Source organism: Rhizobium sp. BK112 (assembly GCF_014193215.1).
GTDB lineage: Bacteria > Pseudomonadota > Alphaproteobacteria > Rhizobiales > Rhizobiaceae > Rhizobium > Rhizobium anhuiense.
Genome location: NZ_JACHYZ010000007.1, coordinates 84,668 through 103,109, shown reverse-complemented (window position 1 = coordinate 103,109; position 18,442 = coordinate 84,668). Strand labels below are relative to the sequence as shown.

Sequence of the window (18,442 nt, the reverse complement as noted above, 5' to 3'; positions counted from 1 at the left end):
CTTTGCGTGTGCAGTGGCTTACAGCGCCGCGCGTCTTGCCAGACGCGCAAACGGCGCTGGAACAGTTTGAATTATGCAGTCGGCATGCCGGCGTTCGACGACAACAAAAAACCGGCCGCGCAGGACGCAGCCGGTCTCTATCGAATTCTCGCAGATCCGTTCAGTTGTTGCCGAAGGCGGTCTGCAGCAGGGAAAGCTGAGCCTGGACGCTGTTCTGGTTGTCATGAACGATCACGGCTTCGGATGGGCGGTAGATCTCGCGGTCGAGCAGAGCAATGCGGTTCTGCAAACGCAGTGAGCGCTCGACGAGATCGCGGAAGGATTCCGGCAGGTCGCCCCAGCCGGGTGCTGTGCGGTCGACGTTGAAGCCGTCGAGGCGGACCTTGTTCTTTTCGGCCAGCACTTGGTCACGGGACATTTCGCCATTGTTGACGGCGCGCTGCAACAGCAGCCAGGAGGCCATCTGCATCAGGCGGGTGGTGAGACGCATCGATTCCGCGGCGTAAAGAACCGAGGCCATCCGCGGCAGAACCTTGGAGGCTGCGCGGCCCTGGCCGTCGAGATAGGCGGCGGTCTCTTCGACTAGCGACATGCCTTCCGCATAAAGTGCCTTGAACTGCGAGGATGCAGCGGCGCGGCCCGCAAAACTGATCGTGTTCAATCCAACTTCCGACATCGCAATAGTCCCTGTTGCACGCAGCTACTTTATATTCAGGTAACGCCGACACCGACGGAAAAGTTTCCAGGCCCGGTCTTTATGACTTTAAGATGGTATCATTAGCCCAAATGCGCAAGCCGTTTCTTAAGAAAGGGTTAATCTCCACAGTTTCGTGGAAACGCGCCGGCATAGGAAAAAGAAGAGCCGCAAAAGCGGCTCTCAAGGTAAAACAGGGAGAAAAATCAGACCAATTCACCGCTTGGAAAACTGTCTGAGATCCAGAGAAAATCCGGATGAATATAGTAATACCTTATAAAGCTTAATATTTTATTAACACTGTACCGAAGTAAGACTTGAGGCAGGCTCATTTATCCGCCTATAGCCTTGTTTTTCGGGGTTTACCGGATCACGAGCGGAAGAAGCTTTCCGCCGCCTGCCGCCCGGAAGCCTTGCGCGCGGCTTCGGCTTCGAGACGAGCGATCTCCGTCTTCAACAATTCCACCCGCGCCTTCAACTCGTCCACCGAAAGCATGGAGAGATCGGCGCCGATCTCATGGGCGAGTTTCTTCTGCGGCCGGTCGTCATCGATGAAGCTCATGGTTCGTCCTCCGTTTTGCTGTTCTGTCAAAGCAATTCCGGACGCAAAACCGCTGCGCACTTTTGCTGGAACTGCTCTAACCGAACTTTACAGCAGGATCGCCGCTTTCGGGAGACTTTCCGGTGTCGGCAGCCTTGCCGGCGCCGCGATCGGCAAGCGACATGCTCTGTGGTGTCAGCATCGGCGAGGTGCCGGTCGGGATCGTCGTATAGGCGTCGCGGTCGCTGACGGGGACGGCGGCGCGGATACGGCTCCTGATGATGGCATAAACGGTGATCAGCACGTGAGCGATGGCGGTGACAAGGAAAAGCGCATGCGGGGTGATCACCGACATGACGGGGCCGCCGATCGTCGGGCCGATCACCGTGCCGATGCCGTAGAGCAGCAGCAGGCCGCCAGAGACCTTGACGAAGTCCTCCGACGCCGCGAAGTCGTTCGCATGGGCGACGGCGATCGGATAGAGCGTATTGGCCACCGCGCCGTAAAGGACAACGAGCCCGATCAGCAAGCCGGCGGATGTCGGGTGGAGAAAAAAGATCAGCAGGCCGGCAACGGCGGCGATCCCGGACATGGCGGCGAGCACGTAGCGCCGGTCGATACGGTCGGAAAGCCGGCCGGCCGGCAGCTGCATCATGGCGCCAGCGAAGATGGTGGAGCTCATCATGATGGCGATGCTGGTGTCGGAGAGGCCGGCGCCGGCGCCGAATACAGGAGCGAGCGTGCCGTAGGCACCGTTGGCGATGCCGACGAGCAGGATGCCGAGGCAGGAGACCGGCGAGTTGCGATAGAGGGCCGGCAGATCGAGGCGGACCGCCTTCAACGGCTGCGGCGAAGCGGCCGTCGATAGCGTCGTCGGCAGCATGGCGATGCAATAGAAGATACCGCAGATCATGAACAAGACAGGCGTGCGCACATCCTCGAGCGGGATCATCATCTGGCCGCCGACGACGCCGAGCAATGTGATGCCGATATAGAGCGAGAAGATCGCACCGCGGCTCTCGTTGCTGGCGCGCTCGTTCAGCCAGCTTTCGATGATCATCGAGGTGCCGGCGGTGGAGAAGCCGGTGACGGCGCGCAGGATCACCCACCAGATCGGATCGATGATGATGCCGCTGACCAGCGCGATGATGGCGATGATCGAGATGAAGCCGGAAAAGGCGCGCACATGACCGACGCGGCGCACCAATTTCGGCGCCACCAGGCAGCCGATGACAAAGCCCCCAGCCCATGACGTACCGAGCAGACCAAGCGTCGTCGTGGCATAACCTTCGAGATTGCCGCGCACGGGAAGCAGGATGCCCTGCAGGCCATTGCCCATGAAAAGGAAGAGCGTGCCAAAGAGCAGCGCAGCGACGGACAGCAGATTTCTCTTCATTTCCCCAGACTCGGTCTTAAGCGATTTGCATGGACATAAGGCAGGAGCGGCGTCAGCCCAGCCTCAAGATGATTGATTGTGCCCCGGAATGTCTTTACGGCGTGTCGAGATTCTCTTGTTCGCGCGGAAAAATGTCCGTCCTGTGACATTCCGAAAAACGGAAAAAATAAAGCATGACAAAGCTGATAGCCTTGCTGCTCATCCTTGCCATGGCGATACAGCTGATCAAGCCGCTCGGGCTTCCCGGCCTGAGGCGACGGATGGATTTCTGGAAGATCGCGCTGATTGCTTTTGCCGTCTGGGCATTGGCACTGCTTTCGCGCGACTTCCTGATGTAATCCCTGGTTACCTGGGGTACGGCGCGATCTGCGACCGTCAGTCTTGCAAGCCGATTTCTCCGCGCATGACGGGAACGCAGCTTCCCGAGATGACGACATCGGTGACGATGCCGCCTGATTTCACCACATCGAGGGCGATGATGCTGCGGCGGCCCATTTCGACACCTTGCTCGATGGTGATGCGGACATTCATATCGCGATCTGGCGCAAGCGAGACGAGATAGGCGCCAAGGGCGGCGGAAGCGCTGCCCGTCGCCGGATCCTCGGGCACGTTGTCGAGGGGCGCGAACATGCGAGCGCGGATATGCCAGGGATCATCGGATGTTCTGACATAAAGAAAGAGCGAGAAATCGTGGCCGTTCGTCGCCTGGCGGCCAGCCGCCCCCTGGAAACCGGCAAGGTCCGGACGGGCAGCGGCCAGTGCTTCGAGCCCGTTCAGCTCTGAGACGGCGAAGTTCAACCCGACGGACGCAAAGACCGGGGCATGGGTGGTGCTGACGATGACACTGGGATCGATCGAGACGCAGCGCGCAATGGTTTCTGCGGCAATGGTATCGCCGATCGTCAGCGATTGCGGTGCGCGGATGGCGGCAGCAACAACCTTTCCGCCGCTGCGTTTCAGGCTGACCTCGACGATGCCGGCCTTTTCCTCGAAGCGCAGCGTATCGCCGACCGGCTTGCCGAAGATCTTCGCCTGCTGGCCGAGCACATAGGCGGTGCCGACATTCGGATGGCCGGCGAAGGGTATTTCCATCGTCGGGGTGAAGATGCGCACATGAGCGGAGTTTTGCGGGTCTTCCGGCGGCAGCACGAAGGTGACTTCGGAATAGTTGAACTCGGTGGCGATCTTCTGCATCGCCGCATCGCTGAGACCGCGCGCATCGGAAATGACGGCAAGCGGGTTACCCTCGAAACGGGTGGAGGTGAAGACATCGACAGTGACGTAGGAGAGGGTGTTCATGGCGGCTCCCGTTGTGGCAGGCCGCTATGAATAATCACGGTTTTTCAAGGAACGAAGCGGTTTCTTGTCGCCGTGACAATGAGAGGGCAGGAAGCTGTGTTTGCCGCTCCCTGCCCAAATCTCAAGCTTGAAAAATCAGGCTGCCTTTTCCAGGTCTTTCTTCCAGCTGCCCTTGGCGGCGAGGCTGTTCATCTCGGCGCGGTGGGTGAACTCGCGCTGGCCGGCGGCGACGTTTTCCTGTTTGCCGTTCCAGGCCTTGAGCGCGCTGTCCTGCAGGGCGCGGCCGTAGGAGAAGGTAACGAACCAGGGCAGGTCGGCTGTGGCATTGATGGCGGAAAGATGCGCACTCGCCTCTTCGGTCGACTGGCCGCCGGAGAGGAAGGCAATGCCGGGAACCGCTGACGGAACCGTGCGCTTCAGCACCTGCACGGTACGTTCGGCGACTTCCGCGACCGAGGCTTTGCGGGCATTCTTACCGTCGATCACCATGTTCGGCTTCAGGATCATGCCTTCGAGGCTGACGCGGGCATCGGCCAGTTCCTCGAAAACGATGCGCAGCGTGGATTCGGTCACTTCGGCGCAGCGGTCGATAGTGTGGTCGCCCGGCTTGCCGTCCATCAGGCATTCCGGCTCGACGATCGGGACGATCCTGGCCTCCTGGCAGAGTGCGGCATAACGAGCAAGCGCCTGAGCGTTGGCGCGGACGGAACCGCGGGTCGGCAGCGTCGATGAGATGGCGATGACGCCGCGCCATTTGGCGAAGCGGGCACCGGCTTCATAATACCGGGCAAGGCGCTCGCCGAGACCGTCTAGGCCTTCGGTGATGGTTTCGCCAGGATACTTGGCCATCGGCTTGGCGCCGGTATCGACCTTGATGCCGGGAATGGAACCGGCAGCGCGGATGATATCGACGAAAGGCGTGCCGTCCGCGGCCTTTTGGAAGAGCGTCTCTTCGTAAAGGATGACGCCGGAGATATATTTCTTCATCGCCTCGTCGGAGCGGAAGAGCATCTCCCGGTAGTCGCGACGGCTCGTTTCGGTCGATTCGAGATTGATCGTGTCGAAACGCTTCTTGATGGTGGAGGTCGATTCATCAGCTGCGAGCAGTCCCCGGCCGCCCGTAACCATCTGCACTGCAATGTCTTCCAGTCGTTCGCTCATCTCGTTCTCTCCACAGCATTAAACATCGGCGATTAAGAATATAGGACGGCGATAACAGAAGTTTATAGAGAGGAAAATGGAAGGCTAAGTCATTGAAACGATTGAAATCAATTCAATCGTTTGAAAATCTGGGATTTTTTCCGCGCGCTGAGCAAAAGACCGCGGAAAGCGCTTGGCCTCCACGGTCTATCCACATGTAAAACCTGTCAAATCAGGTTTTGCGATTATCTGCCGTTGAGGACGGCGACGCCGGGAAGCTCTTTGCCTTCCATCCATTCGAGGAAGGCGCCGCCGGCGGTCGAGACATAGGTGAAGTCGTCGGCAACGCCGGCATGGTTCAGGGCTGAGACGGTGTCGCCGCCGCCGGCAACCGAGGTGAGCTTGCCGGCGGCGGTGCGCCCCGCGGCGTATTTCGCGGCAGCAACGGTTGCGGCATCGAAGGGTTCGATCTCGAAGGCGCCGAGCGGGCCGTTCCAGACCAGGGTTGCAGCGCGCTCGATCCAGGCGTTGATGGCCTCGACGGATTTTTTGCCGACATCGAGCACCATGGCATCGGCGGGAATAGCGTTGATATCGACCGTCTCGTTGGCAGCACCTGCCTTGAACTCGCGGGCGATCACGCCATCCTCCGGCAGGATGATGGCGCAGCCGGCGGTCGCCGCCTCGATCATGATCTGCTTGGCGGTTTCGGCGAGATCATGTTCGCAGAGCGACTTGCCGACATTGGTGCCGCGGGCGGCGATGAAGGTATTGGCCATGCCGCCGCCGATGACGAGCGCATCGACCTTCTTCACGAGGTTCATCAGGAGGTCGATCTTGGTCGAGACCTTGGCGCCGCCGACGATCGCGACAACAGGACGAGCGGGATCGCCGAGGCCTTTTTCCAGCGCCTCCAACTCGGCCTGCATGGTGCGGCCGGCATAGGCCGGCAGGTGGTGAGCAAGGCCCTCGGTCGAGGCATGGGCGCGGTGGGCGGCGGAAAAGGCGTCGTTGACATAGATATCGCCATTGGCGGCAAGCGCCTTGGTGAAGTCGGCGTCGTTCTTTTCTTCGCCCTTGTGGAAGCGGGTGTTTTCCAGAAGCAGGATATCGCCGTCATTCATCGCGGCGACGGCGGAGGCGGCGGCCTCGCCGATGCAGTCGGAGGCCGTCAGCACGGCATGATCCAGCACTTCCTCGACCGAAGGGGCGATCAGCGACAGCGAGAGATCAGGCGAAGGGCCATCCTTCGGCCGGCCGAAATGGGCCAGCAGGATCACCTTGGCGCCCTTCTCAGACAGTTCGAGGATCGTCGGCGCCACGCGCTCGATGCGCGTCGTATCGGTGACCTTGCCGTCCTTGACCGGAACATTGAGGTCGACGCGGACGAGAACGCGCTTGCCGCGGATGTCGGTGAGGTCGTCAAGGGTCTTGAAAGAAGGCATGGGCAGATCCAGTCTTGGTTGGCGGAAGTTGCGCCGACCATAGCAAGGATCATTCGAGACGCAAGGCGTTCAACGGCCGTTTTCGCGTGTGCCTTCGTCGCGTCCGGCCGCCGTTTTCGGCGCGCTTTCGGCAGCCTTGGTTTCGCGGTTCCGGCGCCCGTTCAACCGGTCGCGGATGCGCTGGATGATGTCCTTGAGGTTGATGAAGATCGGCAGCGTGATCGCCGGCTCGACGGCTTCGAGCGACATGCCGACGGAGGTGATGTGGTCGTGCTCGTCGAGATCGCGGACGATGAGGATGATCGAGCCGAGGCGGACGCGGTCGGCATAATCGGCCTTGCCGCCCAGGCGCTGCCGCATCAATTCGGCGATCGTCAGGCCCTTTTCGGATTCGTTGAGCAGGCCGGGTCCATAGGCGGCGTCGAGATCGGCGGCGGGGCGGGCGGGGGAGAGCGCGAAGGCTCCGAAGAATTCGGCATCGTCGTCATCGACAGGCGCACGGCTGGCGAAGAGCCGGTCGAGCAGGCGGGAATAGCTCGGCACGATGAAGAGATAGACGAGATCGTTCTCGCGCAGCCGCCCGGCATATTGATAACGCATCGACTTGCCGTCGCGGATGACGAGCGAGGGTGTCGCCCAGCGCGGAATACGCTCGCCCCGCAGCACCGGACTATCCTTGATGACGCGGTAGGAGAGCAGTTCGTGGTTGGCAGCCCCCGGCAGGTCGACCTCGACCTTGTCGACGGCGCCGATGCGCGGCGGAATGATCAGACCGAGCTTCTTGGCGACGGGCTTGATCGTCCAGCCCTGGAGGAGCAGCGAGACCAGTACGATGATGAAGGCGGTATTGAAATAGATCTGGCCATTCGGGAGCCCGCCGAGGATCGGCATGATGGCGAGCAGGATGGAAACGGCGCCGCGCAGGCCGACCCACGCGACGAAACCGATTTCCTGCTGCGTGTAATCGAAGGGAAGCAGCGACAGCCAGACCGCCAATGGCCGGGCGACGAAGATCAGGAAGAGGGCGAGCAGGATGGCCGGCACGATGATGACCGGAAATTGCGATGGCGTGGCGAGCAGGCCGAGGACCAGGAACATGATGATCTGCGCCAGCCAGGTCATGCCGTCCTGGAAGCGCTTGATGGTGCCGATCGCCTGCATCTTGCGGTTTCCGGCATAAATGCCGGCGACGTAGACGGCGAGGAAGCCGCTGCCGCCGACCGCGCCGGTGAAGGAGAAGACGAGAAGGGCGAGCGCCAGCACGAAGATCGGCGTCAGGCCACGATCGGTATCGAGCTTGCTGACGATCAGCACGATCATCATGCCGCCGAGTAGGCCGAGGATGACGCCGAGGCCCATCTGCTGCACGAACATGGCGAGCATGCCGATATTGATGCCGGCGTAACGCTCGCCGCTCGCCAGCACCTCGACGAGGGCGATGGTGAGGAAGATCGCCATCGGGTCATTGGTGCCGGATTCGACTTCCAGCGTCGAGCGCACCTTGTCGCGGATGTTGATGCCGCCGATGCGCAGCAGGAAGAAGACGGCGGCGGCATCCGTCGATGCGACGATCGAGCCGAGCAGCAGACCTTCCAGCCAGGTGAAGTTCAAAAGCCACATGGCGGCAAAGGCAAAGAGCGAGGCGGTGATCAGCACGCCGACCGAGGCGAGCGCCAGCGAGGGCACGGCCGCCAGCCGGAAGGCCTGCATCGGCGTGCCGAAGCCGGAATCGAAAAGGATGACGGCCAGCGCGATGGAGCCGAGAATATAGGCGAGATAATTGTTGCTGAACTCGATGCCGAGGCCGTCAACGCCGGCGGCAAGGCCGATCATCAGGAAGAGCAGCAGCAGGGGCGCGCCGAAGCGGAAGGCGAGCAGGCTGGAAAAGGCGGCAAGAAGCACGAGCGCCGTCGAGACCAGCACCACGATATAGAACGCTTCCATGCCCACCCCTTTCCATCGACTGCTTCGCGAATACGGCCACCCCGGACCGATCCGTCCCGTTTCAACCCCTCCACACGCGCGGCGATCCATCAGTAAACGGCAAAACGCCAGAGAAGGGTAGGCCTTGCGGCTTAACCTCGTCGCGATGCTGCATCATGCTGCTGAACGGTTGCCGGACGGCCAACCGATACGGAATGCTACGGGAGAAACTCTCTATAAAGAATGTATAGGAAAATCAGGCGAGAGCAGGGCAAAAGAGCCGGGCACGGATTTTTCCTGCCGGCATCTGCGAATGGCAACAGGATAAGACACGCTCCCTCCTTTCACGCGGCCCGTTTGCGCTGTCCAATGACGGGAAGAATGGATTGCAGGCGCGAATGCGGAGAGCGGGGAAATTGAACGCGGAGATTTTTCGATATCGGGTGGAAATGCCGGCCGCCCAGCGAGAGCAGCCGGCTGTCGTTTCGTGCCAGAAGCGCCGGCTCTTGCTCTGCTATCCCAACGTTGCCTGAAGTATGACGATGGCGAGAAACGAGAGGCCAATGAACGCGGCAACCCAGATGACCAGACGATTGGCCTTTGCCAGCACGGCAGGCCTGACGTCCCGCTTGGGGTGAAACCGCTGCCGCCGTTTGAGGCTGGTGTGGGACAAGCGTTTTTGTGCTTCTGCCATTGATCACCTCCACTTGGCTCATTCTAGCCATTGTGCAGCGCTACGCATTTCCTCAATCTAGCACGCCAAGCCAGCGGATTGCCAACTCGCTCAGTCTTCTGTGTCCTCGCCCTCGTCGGTCAGATCCGCGACCGGGACCAGGAATACGACGAACTCGTCCTCGATCGTCCGTTCAGGATCGTCGTCGAATTCATAGGCGTGCTCGACCTCGCTTGCTTCCTCGGCTGTCGCCTTGCGCAAGCTCAGGGCCGCTTTGCGGTCCCAAAGAGGCTTGCCTTCGGATTCCAGGATGGTCAGGTCGTCGCGAAAGTCTTCCGCCTCGAAGAAATGCGTCGCTTCCTCACTGTTTTCCGAGCGGAAACTGGCAACGGCACGGCCGGCGATTTCAACGGTAAAGTAATCCATTCATCTCTCTTTATCTCCCCGAGACGACGATGCGGCTGCAGGGGTTATGGATGACGCCGTGCCGGCTTGGGAACCGAGCCGGTACTGACGGCCTGTGCATATCGAATGCCCAAGGCCGCTCATCCTACCAGATCCGGTGCTGGAAATGGGAAATGATGCGGCGTGAGCATGTATAGCAAAAAACGGCCCGGTTTCCCGGGCCGCTTACAATAGTCAATCGTCAGGCTCTTAGATGAGCTTGGCGAAGGCGACGGCCGTATCGGACATGCGGCTGGAGAAGCCCCACTCATTGTCGTACCAGGACAGGACGCGCACGAAGTTGCCTTCCATGACCTTGGTCTGATCGGTTGCGAAGATCGAGGAGTGGCTGTCGTGGTTGAAGTCACGGGAGACGAGCGGCTCGTCGGTGTAGCCGAGGATGCCCTTCAGCTTGCCGTCTGCAGCAGCCTTGATGGCTTCGTTGATTTCGCCGACGCTGGTCGCCTTCTTGGCGACGAACTTGAAGTCGACGACGGAAACGTTCGGGGTCGGAACGCGGATCGAAGTGCCGTCGAGCTTGCCCTTCAGATGCGGCAGAACGAGGCCGACGGCCTTGGCTGCACCCGTCGAGGTCGGGATCATAGAAAGGGCGGCCGCGCGGGCGCGATACAGGTCCTTGTGCATCGTGTCGAGCGTCGGCTGATCGCCGGTGTAGGAGTGGATGGTGGTCATGAAGCCGTGGTCGATGCCGACGGCGTCGTCGAGAACCTTCACGACCGGCACCAGGCAGTTGGTGGTGCATGACGCGTTGGAGATGACCAGGTGCTCCTTGGTGAGCTGGTCATGGTTGACGCCGAAGACGACCGTCAGGTCGGCGCCATCGGCAGGAGCCGAGACGATGACGCGCTTGGCGCCGGCCGTCAGATGAGCTGCGGCCTTGTCGCGGGCGGTGAAGATGCCGGTGCATTCCATCGCGATGTCGACGCCGAGTTCGCGGTGCGGGAGCGTTGCCGGATCCTTGATCGCCGTGACCTTGATCGGCTTGCCGTTGCCGACGATGATCATGTCACCCTCGACCTTCACCGTCGCCGGGAAGCGGCCGTGGATCGAGTCGTAGCGCAGCAGGTGGGCGTTGGTTTCGACCGGGCCGAGATCGTTGATGGCAACGACTTCGATGTCGGTGCGGCCGGATTCGACGATGGCGCGAAGGACGTTACGGCCGATGCGGCCGAAACCGTTGATGGCAACCTTGACTGTCATGTGCATTCACTCCCGATAGAGTAGGGCCCGATAAGGCAGGGCCTGGAATTGAGGAGATGGAGAGCGCCTCAAGGCGCCCTCATTAAAGCTTTGCTTCGGCGGCCGCAACGACGGCGTCGGCGGTGATGCCGAAATGCTTGTAGACGTCCTTCACCGGGCCGGAAGCGCCGAAGCTCTTCATACCGATGAAAGTGCCTTCCGGTCCGATGAACGCATCCCAGCCTTCGCGAACCGCGGCTTCAACAGCGATCTTGACCGGCGAATTGCCGAGGACTTCCTTGCGGTAGGCGTCCGGCTGCTCGAAGAACAGTTCCGTGCAGGGAACCGATACGACACGGACGGTCACGCCCTTGGCTTCAAGCGCCGTACGAGCAGCAACGGCGATTTCGACTTCCGAGCCGGAGGCGAAGATCGTCACCTTGGCGTCGGCATTGCCGGCCAGCGTATAGGCGCCCTGTTCGCAGAGGTTCTTTTCGCTGTATTCGGTACGGGCGGCGAGCAGGTTCTGGCGCGTCAGAGCAAGGCCCGAAGGACGGTTGTGCGTCTTGATGGCGATCTGCCAGCATTCCGCTGTTTCCGTGGCGTCGGCAGGCCGGAAGACCATCAGATTCGGGATGGCGCGCAGACCGGCGAGTTGTTCGACCGGCTGATGCGTCGGGCCGTCTTCGCCGACGCCGATCGAGTCATGCGTCAGGACGTGAATGACGCGAATGCCCATCAGCGCCGCCAGGCGGATCGGCGGGCGGCAATAATCCGAGAAGATCAGAAAGCCGCCGCTATAGGGAATGAGACCGCCATGCAGCGCAATGCCGTTCATGGCAGAGGCCATGCCGTGCTCGCGGATGCCCCAATGCACGTAACGGCCGGCGAAATCCGTCGGTGTGATCGAGTGCATCTGGCTAGTCTTGGTGTTGTTCGAGGGTGTCAGGTCGGCGGAGCCGCCGAGCGTTTCCGGCAGGAAGCCGTTGATGACCTCGAGTGCATCTTCCGAAGCCTTGCGGGTCGCAACCGTCGGCTTGGTTTCGGCGACCTTCTTCTTGTATGCGCTGATCGCGGCGTCGAAGCCTTCCGGCAGTTCGCCTGCCATGCGGCGCGTGAATTCGGCCTTGGCGGCGGCGTTGGCGAGAGTTTCCTCCCAGGCCTTGACGATATTGTCAGAGCGAGTGCCAGCTGCGCGCCATGCGTCCAGGACGTCGGAGGGGATGACGAAGGGCTCGTAATCCCAGTTCAGCGCCTTGCGGGTGGCGGCGATTTCCTCGGCACCGAGCGGGTTGCCGTGTACCTTGTGGGTGCCCTGCTTGTTTGGGGCGCCAAAGCCGATGATCGTCTTGCAGGCGATGAAGGTCGGGCGGTCGGACTTGTGGGCGGCTTCGATCGCCTCGGCGATGGCGGCCTGATCGTGACCGTCGATCTCGATGGTGTTCCAGTGAACGGCCTTGAAGCGAGCGATCTGGTCGGTGGAGTCCGACAGCGAAACGGCACCGTCGATGGTGATCGAATTGTTGTCCCAGAAGAGGATCAGCTTGTTCAGCTTCAAGTGGCCGGCAAGCGCGATCGCCTCATGGCTTATGCCTTCCATCAGGCAGCCGTCGCCATTGATGACATAAGTGTAGTGGTCCTGCAGGTCGGAGCCGAACTCCTCGCGCAGCTTGCGCTCGGCAATCGCCATGCCGACGGCATTGGCAATGCCCTGACCGAGCGGGCCGGTCGTCGTTTCGATGCCGGTCGCGTGACCATATTCCGGATGGCCGGCGGTCTTCGAACCGATCTGACGGAACTGCTTCAGATCTTCGACCGTCATGTCGGGATAGCCGGTCAGATACAGCAGCGAATAGAGCAGCATCGAGCCATGGCCGGCCGATAGCACGAAGCGATCGCGGTTCGGCCAGTGCGGCTTCTTTGGATCGAAGCGCAGATATTTGGTGAACAGGACCGTTGCCACGTCAGCCATGCCCATCGGCATGCCCGGGTGGCCGGAGTTCGCCTTTTCGACGGCGTCCATGGCGAGAAAACGGATCGCATTCGCCATCCGGTCGTGTTGTTCGGGAGAGGTCATGGCTTTTCCGCAAGTTCCGGGTGTCGGGGGATGGCCTCGAGCCTCCAAGACCATCGTGTGAAAGCGGCAGAGACATAGCAGTTGGAACGGGCAAGTCAATAAATGGCAGGCTAAATCCGGGCGGACAGCGGCGATTTTTGACATTTGATCGCGCGATTATACAAATGACGAATCTGCTGCGGCGAGCACGTGTAAAGTGCTCATCCACAGGATAGGCCGGTGGGCAAGTGACAGGATTTATTGACGGGCCGTTTGCGAGCGGCATATCCTTTTGAAATCACAGGATCGGCGCGGCGTGCCGATTCGCGGATTCTGTGCGGGAATCGGAAAGACATGATGCCCACAGGCAAAACCATGGAAGCAGCGCTCAACGAATTGAGACAGGCGATTTCGAGCCTCGAAAACGCCGTCGACATGCGCGTCGAGCGGCAGCGCGAGCAGGGTGAGATCGAGGGCGAGGTACGACGCGTGCACGCCGACCGCTCCCGGCTGGCGCAGGAGCTCGATCAGGCCGAATTCCGCGCCAACCGGCTGGAAGAGGTCAATCGCGAGGTATCCCGGCGGCTGGTGACGGCCATGGAAACGATCCGCGCGGTTCTGGATCGCTAGAACAGGATGATTTTGGGCTGTGGCCCAAAATCTGAATCCTGTTCTAATTTAAAAAGTTAGAGCATGATGTCGTCCGAAAACCGCTCACACTTTTCGGCATCATGCTCTTATAGAAAGAGTTTGGTATGGCGCAGGTGACGGTAACGATCGACGGCAAGGCCTATCGCATGGCCTGCGAGGAGGGGCAGGAGGAGCACCTGTCCGATCTCGCCACCCGTTTCGACGGCTATGTCGGCCACCTCAAGGGACAGTTCGGTGAAATCGGCGATCTGAGGATCACGGTCATGGCCGGCATCATGGTCATGGACGAGATTGCCGAGCTGACGCGCCGCGTCGCCGGGCTGGAATCCGAACTCGAGTCGCTGCGCGGCAACCGCGACACGGTGCTTGCGGCCACCGCGCGCACCGAAGAAAACCTTGCGGCAGCACTCAGTGAGGTTTCGAGCCGCATCCGTGGCATCACCGACAAGCTGAACGGCCGCTCCGCCCCGGACCTGAACTGATCTCAATTAAATCAGGACGGTCTGCCACCGCCACTGGCGCGGCAGCGCAAACGTCCTTATATATCGCGATGCGGTCTGCGCCTCTCGACAGGAACCACAATCCCTGGGGCCATACTCGATCCAAAGGGAGCTGTCCCTGGCCAGGCCCGTGGGCCTGGACACACGGCGCCCACCTACGTTTGTAGGCACCCAGGATCGTAAACATCCATCGGTGGTCGTGGATCGCACCTTCCCTTTCATCGTCGGCAGGGACGTCGCATCCGGCGGGCGAACGCCGACCAGGCCCTTGTTGACGAAGGTGAGGCCGCCGCCGACAGCGGAATTTTCGGCCATTGCGACGGCCGGAATGGTGGCGGATGCCGCGAGAGCCGCGGCAAACAGCCGCGATGCTATGGTCTGACATTCTTCATGGAGATACCCTCTCGGTCAAAAGCGCTCTCAAAACGGGCTCAGCCCGCAGGCTGGACACCGCTTCAAATGACACCCCGCCTTGGATTCGATTTCCCGATGGCAGAACACGCCTTGGATTTCGTCGCCCCATATCCCCGTCAGACGGTCTATGACGGGATCATAATATCTGGATGACGCTTTTCGGCGAAAAGGCCATGCCGCGAGGATGCCGGGCTTTCGCCTATCCGTATTCCAGATCGTGGTTCTATCGGACCGGATAAGGCCCTTCGACAAAGGTCTGGTCATGGTAGCCTTTCGAGCCGACATCTAGCGCCAAAGGGCTTCGCCATTCCCTATTCTCGCGTAGGCAATCCAACACGAAACGGAAATCATATCGCGGCTGCCAGCCGAGTTCCCGCTTTGCGCGCGCGTTGACATAGACACGGTCAAGCGCCGGAAACATCTTCCAGCCGCGTGATGCATAGAGGGCGCTCGCACCCGGAAACAGGCGTTCGACGACATCAGGCGCATCGCGTCTGATCTCGGCGAGATCGCCTGATGAAAACGGCGTTGTGGCGGAGATGATGTAGCGGCCGAAGCCGATGGCCGGAGCTTTTTCGAGCGCCAGTAGATGGGCGCCGGCCACATCGCTGATATCGACGCGGCGATGAAGAAGCTCGTTGGCCTGGGCATTCTCCGGCGAATAGCCGTTGCGAATATCAGCATCGTCGTCGTTTTCGGGAAAGAAACGCGATGTCCTGAGAATGACAACCGGCAGGCCGGATTTGCGGGCGAAGAGTTCGCACACGCCTTCGGCGGCGAGTTTGGTGACGCCGTAGATGTTTTTTGCGACCGGAAGCACGTCCTCCGTCACCCATGCCGCCGGTTCGCCGGCAGCCGGCGTCAATGCCGCGCCGAATGTGCTGGTGGTGCTGGTGAAGACGAAGCTTGCGACGTCTGCGGCGACGGCTTCTTCGAGCAGGTTCAGCGTCCCGGCGATATTGATGTCGAGGAAATCGCGATTGTCGTGGGTCGCCACATGCGGCTTGTGCAATGTTGCGGCATGGATGACTTGGCTGATACCAGACATTACCTGCCGGACGAAGGCGCGATCACCGATCGAGCCGACCATATCGGTGAAAGCCGAGGGCTTGATATCGATGCCGCGCACCCAGCGGCTTTGCGCCCTCAAAGTGCGCATCAGCGCCTCGCCGAGATGGCCGGCACTTCCCGTCACCAGTATCGTCATCACATCGTCTCCTGAGCGTTTCGGCGGCCGACGCTATAAAGACCGAGGTTTCCGGACAACGCATAAATTATGCATGGGAATGCAGGAAAGCTGCAGGCTCAGCCGATGGTCGTGACAAGGCGGCCGGCGCTGCCATCGGAAAGCATGATCCTTTCCCAGCTCACGTGCCCGGCCGCAATGGGCAGCTGCGCATTGCCGTTGGCGCCGGTCTCGAGAATCAGCGACGAGAGCCTGCCTGCATGCCAGCCGCGCTCCTCCAGCGACTGCTCGGCCGCGGTGATTTCGGCGGAAGCGTAAGAGAACAGAGAACGGCCGAGAAAGGCAGCGAGCGGCGCCCGCCATTCCGCCTGCCGCGGGCGGGAGGCTGATAGCAGCCGGTGGGTGCGGTCGCAGATCAGATGCACTGGGCGAACGGAATCCTCGACCAGCCGCTTCAGCGCCGCATCGACTGCCGCATGTCGAGGCGCAGCGAAAATCCGTTCCAGCTTGACGGCCTGTTCGGATGAGAGGGCGAGCTGATCGCGCTCCCAGCGTGAGACCGTCGCCTGGTTGACGCCGAGGAGTTCGGCGAGATGTTCCTGCTTCATGCTGCGCAACAGCCGCATGCGGCGTATGCCGGCCCCTGTTATCATCATCTGTCCTGTCCCATGCTTTGCCGCCAGCATAGGGCTGTGGCGGGCCGGGCGACAAGGCGGTTGGACAGTCGGCATTTTATTCGGGCTGGCCTTCGAGATCGCTTCTCAGCCGGTCGAGTATAGAGAGCGCATGGCCGGCATAGGCGCTGATCCAGCGGTCGTAGATGTGCTTGATCGGCAGGCTGTTTAAGTGGTTCCAGCGTTCGCGGCCCTCCTTCCTGGCGATGACCAGGTCTGCCTCCTCCAGCACTTTCAGATGCTGCATCACCGTGCAGCGGTCCATCTGAGGAAACATCTCGCAGAGAGTTCCCGTGGTGCGGGGGCCATTCTTGAGCAGATCGAGGATTTCGCGGCGGCGATGATGCGCCAGCGCTTTGAAAACAGGGTCGTCGGTTGATTCGCTTGACATGTTATATTTTTATAACATAATGAAGCCAAGTACAATGGAACAAGCACAATGGAGAAGAGGAGAAGTGCCATGTCTCTCGGAATCCGCATTTCCGGCCGTATCGGCCGCCCCGTGGCGGAGGTATTCGACGCCGTCGTCAACCCGAAGAAACTCAACAGCTATTTCACCACGATCGGCGGGGCGAGCGCGCCGCTCGTCCAGGGCACGACGGTGACTTGGTGGAAGGATGCGCCAGTCGAAGTGATCGAACTCGTGCCGGAAAGCCGTATCGTGCTGCGATGGGACGGCGGCACCGGCGAAGATGAGGCAAGATACAAGACGCTGGTGGAGATGAACTTCAAGCCGCTGGAGGATGGCGGCACGCTGGTGACCATCGCCGAGACCGGCTGGCGCGAAGACGATGCCGGCCGGCGCGGCACCTATCTCAACTGCGAAGGCTGGACGCAGATGCTTTGCTGCATGAAGGCCTTCGTCGAATATGGCATCAACCTGCGCGAGGGCATGTTCCTCAGCGAAATGAAGGGTGAGCCGGCCAGCGCATCTGACGCTTGACGAAGCATTGGTTTGCAGGAGATCGGCGGCGCAATCGTCGCATCCGCCAATATCACCGAGACTTCGCTTGCCTGTCACACTGCGGGTGCTAATTTCCGGATTCGATACTTCATTTCGGTTTCCAGGAGATTCATATGCAGCTTGGCATGGTTGGTTTGGGCCGCATGGGCAATTATATGGTCCAGCGCTTGATGCGAGGCGGTCACGAATGCGTCGTTTACGACGCCAGGCCGGAAAGCGTCGCCGATCTCACGGGCCTCGGTGCGACCGGCAGTGGTTCTCTCGAGGAATTCGTCTCGAAGCTCACCCATCCGCGGGCGATCTGGCTGATGCTGCCGGCGGCGATCGTCGACAAGGTGCTGGCGAGCCTGGTGCCGCTGCTTGAGAACGGCGATATCGTCATCGACGGCGGCAACTCTTATTACCACGACGATATCCGCCGCGGCGCCGAACTCATCACCAAGGGCATTCATTATGTCGATGTCGGCACCAGCGGCGGCGTCTTCGGCCTCGAGCGCGGCTATTGCTTGATGATCGGCGGCGAGAAAGGCATCGTCCAGCATCTTTCCCCAATCTTCGCGACATTGGCGCCCGGCCCCGGCACGACGGAAGCCTCGCCGAACCGGAGCGCCAAAGCGGCGGCGGCCAGCACCGCCGAACAGGGTTACCTGCATTGCGGCCCACATGGCGCCGGCCATTTCGTCAAGATGGTGCATAACGGCATCGAATACGGTCTGATGGCCGCCTATGCCGAAGGCCTCAATATCCTGAAGCACGCCAATATCGGCGCTGCCTCGCACGAGGTCGATGCGGAAACCGCCCCGCTCGCCCATCCGGAGCACTTCCAGTACGATCTGAACCTGCAGGATGTTGCCGAAGTCTGGCGCCGCGGCAGCGTCATCACTTCCTGGCTGCTCGATCTCACGGCCGATGCGCTGCATGCCGATCCGGCACTATCGAAATATGCAGGCCGCGTTTCCGACAGCGGCGAAGGCCGCTGGACGATCATGGCGGCAATCGACGAAAGCGTGCCGACGCCGGTGCTGAGTGCGGCGCTCTATGGCCGCTTCTCCTCGCGCGACAATGACGAATTCGCCAACAAGGTGCTGTCGGCGATGCGCGCGGGCTTCGGCGGCCACGTGGAAAAACCGGTCCCGAAATCCTGAAGGCCGGCGGTTTCACTCGCCGTTCCGACAAAGCCGTCATCCTGACATAGCGAGCGCGGCGCTTCGTTCGAGGGCGGCGATGTCGGTATCTCCTAGC

General features: G+C 60.9%; 19 protein-coding genes and 1 other RNA gene. 6 read left to right on the top strand and 14 right to left on the bottom strand.

Going from position 1 to position 18,442, the window contains the following annotated elements; genetic code table 11:
* Positions 1 to 160: 160 nt before the first annotated feature.
* The 3 genes from FHT75_RS20035 to FHT75_RS20025 all read right to left on the bottom strand — a co-directional run bounded on the left by FHT75_RS20035 (position 161) and on the right by FHT75_RS20025 (position 2,631).
* Positions 161 to 676, bottom strand: coding sequence for a DUF1465 family protein (locus tag FHT75_RS20035; protein ID WP_028755513.1), 516 nt, complete (start codon positions 674 to 676; stop codon positions 161 to 163).
* Between the two features lie 388 nt (positions 677 to 1,064).
* Positions 1,065 to 1,256, bottom strand: a complete 192-nt coding sequence (locus FHT75_RS20030; RefSeq protein WP_028755514.1) for a DUF1192 domain-containing protein — start codon at positions 1,254 to 1,256, stop codon at positions 1,065 to 1,067.
* Between the two features lie 76 nt (positions 1,257 to 1,332).
* Positions 1,333 to 2,631, bottom strand: a complete 1,299-nt coding sequence (locus FHT75_RS20025; protein WP_028755515.1) for an MFS transporter — start codon at positions 2,629 to 2,631, stop codon at positions 1,333 to 1,335.
* A gap of 173 nt (positions 2,632 to 2,804) precedes the next feature.
* Between FHT75_RS20025 and FHT75_RS20020 the strand changes: the two genes are divergently transcribed.
* Positions 2,805 to 2,969 (top strand): hypothetical protein, encoded by a 165-nt coding sequence (locus FHT75_RS20020; RefSeq protein WP_088930352.1) that lies wholly within the window; start codon positions 2,805 to 2,807, stop codon positions 2,967 to 2,969.
* 37 nt (positions 2,970 to 3,006) lie between these two features.
* On the opposite strand, the gene FHT75_RS20015 is transcribed toward FHT75_RS20020, so the two are convergent.
* From FHT75_RS20015 to tkt, 8 genes are all read right to left on the bottom strand, one after another.
* Complete coding sequence (locus FHT75_RS20015) at positions 3,007 to 3,930, bottom strand: PhzF family phenazine biosynthesis protein (RefSeq protein ID WP_028755516.1); 924 nt, start codon at positions 3,928 to 3,930, stop codon at positions 3,007 to 3,009.
* Between the two features lie 135 nt (positions 3,931 to 4,065).
* A complete protein-coding gene (locus tag FHT75_RS20010; protein ID WP_028755517.1) occupies positions 4,066 to 5,091 on the bottom strand; it encodes a class I fructose-bisphosphate aldolase in 1,026 nt (341 codons plus the stop codon).
* 224 nt (positions 5,092 to 5,315) lie between these two features.
* The gene (locus tag FHT75_RS20005; protein WP_028755518.1) at positions 5,316 to 6,515 is read right to left on the bottom strand and encodes a phosphoglycerate kinase; all 1,200 of its coding nucleotides are present in this window, start codon (positions 6,513 to 6,515) and stop codon (positions 5,316 to 5,318) included.
* Positions 6,516 to 6,584: 69 nt separating this feature from the next.
* A complete protein-coding gene (locus FHT75_RS20000) occupies positions 6,585 to 8,459 on the bottom strand; it encodes a potassium/proton antiporter (RefSeq protein ID WP_028755519.1) in 1,875 nt (624 codons plus the stop codon).
* A gap of 493 nt (positions 8,460 to 8,952) precedes the next feature.
* Positions 8,953 to 9,132 carry a hypothetical protein gene (locus FHT75_RS19995; protein WP_028755520.1) on the bottom strand — a complete coding sequence of 60 codons (180 nt, stop codon included), beginning with the start codon at positions 9,130 to 9,132 and terminating at the stop codon, positions 8,953 to 8,955.
* Between the two features lie 90 nt (positions 9,133 to 9,222).
* Complete coding sequence (locus FHT75_RS19990; protein ID WP_028755521.1) at positions 9,223 to 9,537, bottom strand: hypothetical protein; 315 nt, start codon at positions 9,535 to 9,537, stop codon at positions 9,223 to 9,225.
* 228 nt (positions 9,538 to 9,765) lie between these two features.
* A complete protein-coding gene (gap, locus tag FHT75_RS19985) occupies positions 9,766 to 10,776 on the bottom strand; it encodes a type I glyceraldehyde-3-phosphate dehydrogenase (protein ID WP_028755522.1) in 1,011 nt (336 codons plus the stop codon).
* A gap of 82 nt (positions 10,777 to 10,858) precedes the next feature.
* Entirely contained in the window at positions 10,859 to 12,832 is a 1,974-nt protein-coding gene (gene tkt, locus FHT75_RS19980) for a transketolase (protein ID WP_028755523.1), read from the bottom strand.
* 333 nt (positions 12,833 to 13,165) lie between these two features.
* On the opposite strand from tkt, the gene FHT75_RS19975 reads away from it, so the two are divergent.
* The 3 genes from FHT75_RS19975 to ssrS all read left to right on the top strand — a co-directional run bounded on the left by FHT75_RS19975 (position 13,166) and on the right by ssrS (position 14,172).
* The gene (locus tag FHT75_RS19975) at positions 13,166 to 13,441 is read left to right on the top strand and encodes a DUF4164 domain-containing protein (protein WP_012758879.1); all 276 of its coding nucleotides are present in this window, start codon (positions 13,166 to 13,168) and stop codon (positions 13,439 to 13,441) included.
* Between the two features lie 125 nt (positions 13,442 to 13,566).
* Positions 13,567 to 13,944 (top strand): cell division protein ZapA, encoded by a 378-nt coding sequence (locus tag FHT75_RS19970; protein WP_028755524.1) that lies wholly within the window; start codon positions 13,567 to 13,569, stop codon positions 13,942 to 13,944.
* A 69-nt stretch (positions 13,945 to 14,013) separates the two neighbouring features.
* Positions 14,014 to 14,172, top strand: a non-coding RNA gene (ssrS, locus tag FHT75_RS19965) — 6S RNA.
* A gap of 427 nt (positions 14,173 to 14,599) precedes the next feature.
* Here ssrS and FHT75_RS19960 read toward each other — a convergent pair.
* The 3 genes from FHT75_RS19960 to FHT75_RS19950 form a co-directional block, all read right to left on the bottom strand.
* The gene (locus FHT75_RS19960; protein WP_063475345.1) at positions 14,600 to 15,583 is read right to left on the bottom strand and encodes an NAD-dependent epimerase/dehydratase family protein; all 984 of its coding nucleotides are present in this window, start codon (positions 15,581 to 15,583) and stop codon (positions 14,600 to 14,602) included.
* A gap of 98 nt (positions 15,584 to 15,681) precedes the next feature.
* Positions 15,682 to 16,218 carry a helix-turn-helix transcriptional regulator gene (locus FHT75_RS19955; protein WP_063475346.1) on the bottom strand — a complete coding sequence of 179 codons (537 nt, stop codon included), beginning with the start codon at positions 16,216 to 16,218 and terminating at the stop codon, positions 15,682 to 15,684.
* A gap of 76 nt (positions 16,219 to 16,294) precedes the next feature.
* Positions 16,295 to 16,627 (bottom strand): ArsR/SmtB family transcription factor, encoded by a 333-nt coding sequence (locus tag FHT75_RS19950; RefSeq protein ID WP_063475347.1) that lies wholly within the window; start codon positions 16,625 to 16,627, stop codon positions 16,295 to 16,297.
* A 69-nt stretch (positions 16,628 to 16,696) separates the two neighbouring features.
* Between FHT75_RS19950 and FHT75_RS19945 the strand changes: the two genes are divergently transcribed.
* Both FHT75_RS19945 and gnd read left to right on the top strand, forming a co-directional pair.
* Positions 16,697 to 17,179, top strand: a complete 483-nt coding sequence (locus FHT75_RS19945; RefSeq protein WP_063475348.1) for an SRPBCC domain-containing protein — start codon at positions 16,697 to 16,699, stop codon at positions 17,177 to 17,179.
* Between the two features lie 134 nt (positions 17,180 to 17,313).
* Positions 17,314 to 18,345 (top strand): phosphogluconate dehydrogenase (NAD(+)-dependent, decarboxylating), encoded by a 1,032-nt coding sequence (gene gnd, locus FHT75_RS19940; protein WP_063475349.1) that lies wholly within the window; start codon positions 17,314 to 17,316, stop codon positions 18,343 to 18,345.
* Positions 18,346 to 18,442 lie beyond the last annotated feature (97 nt).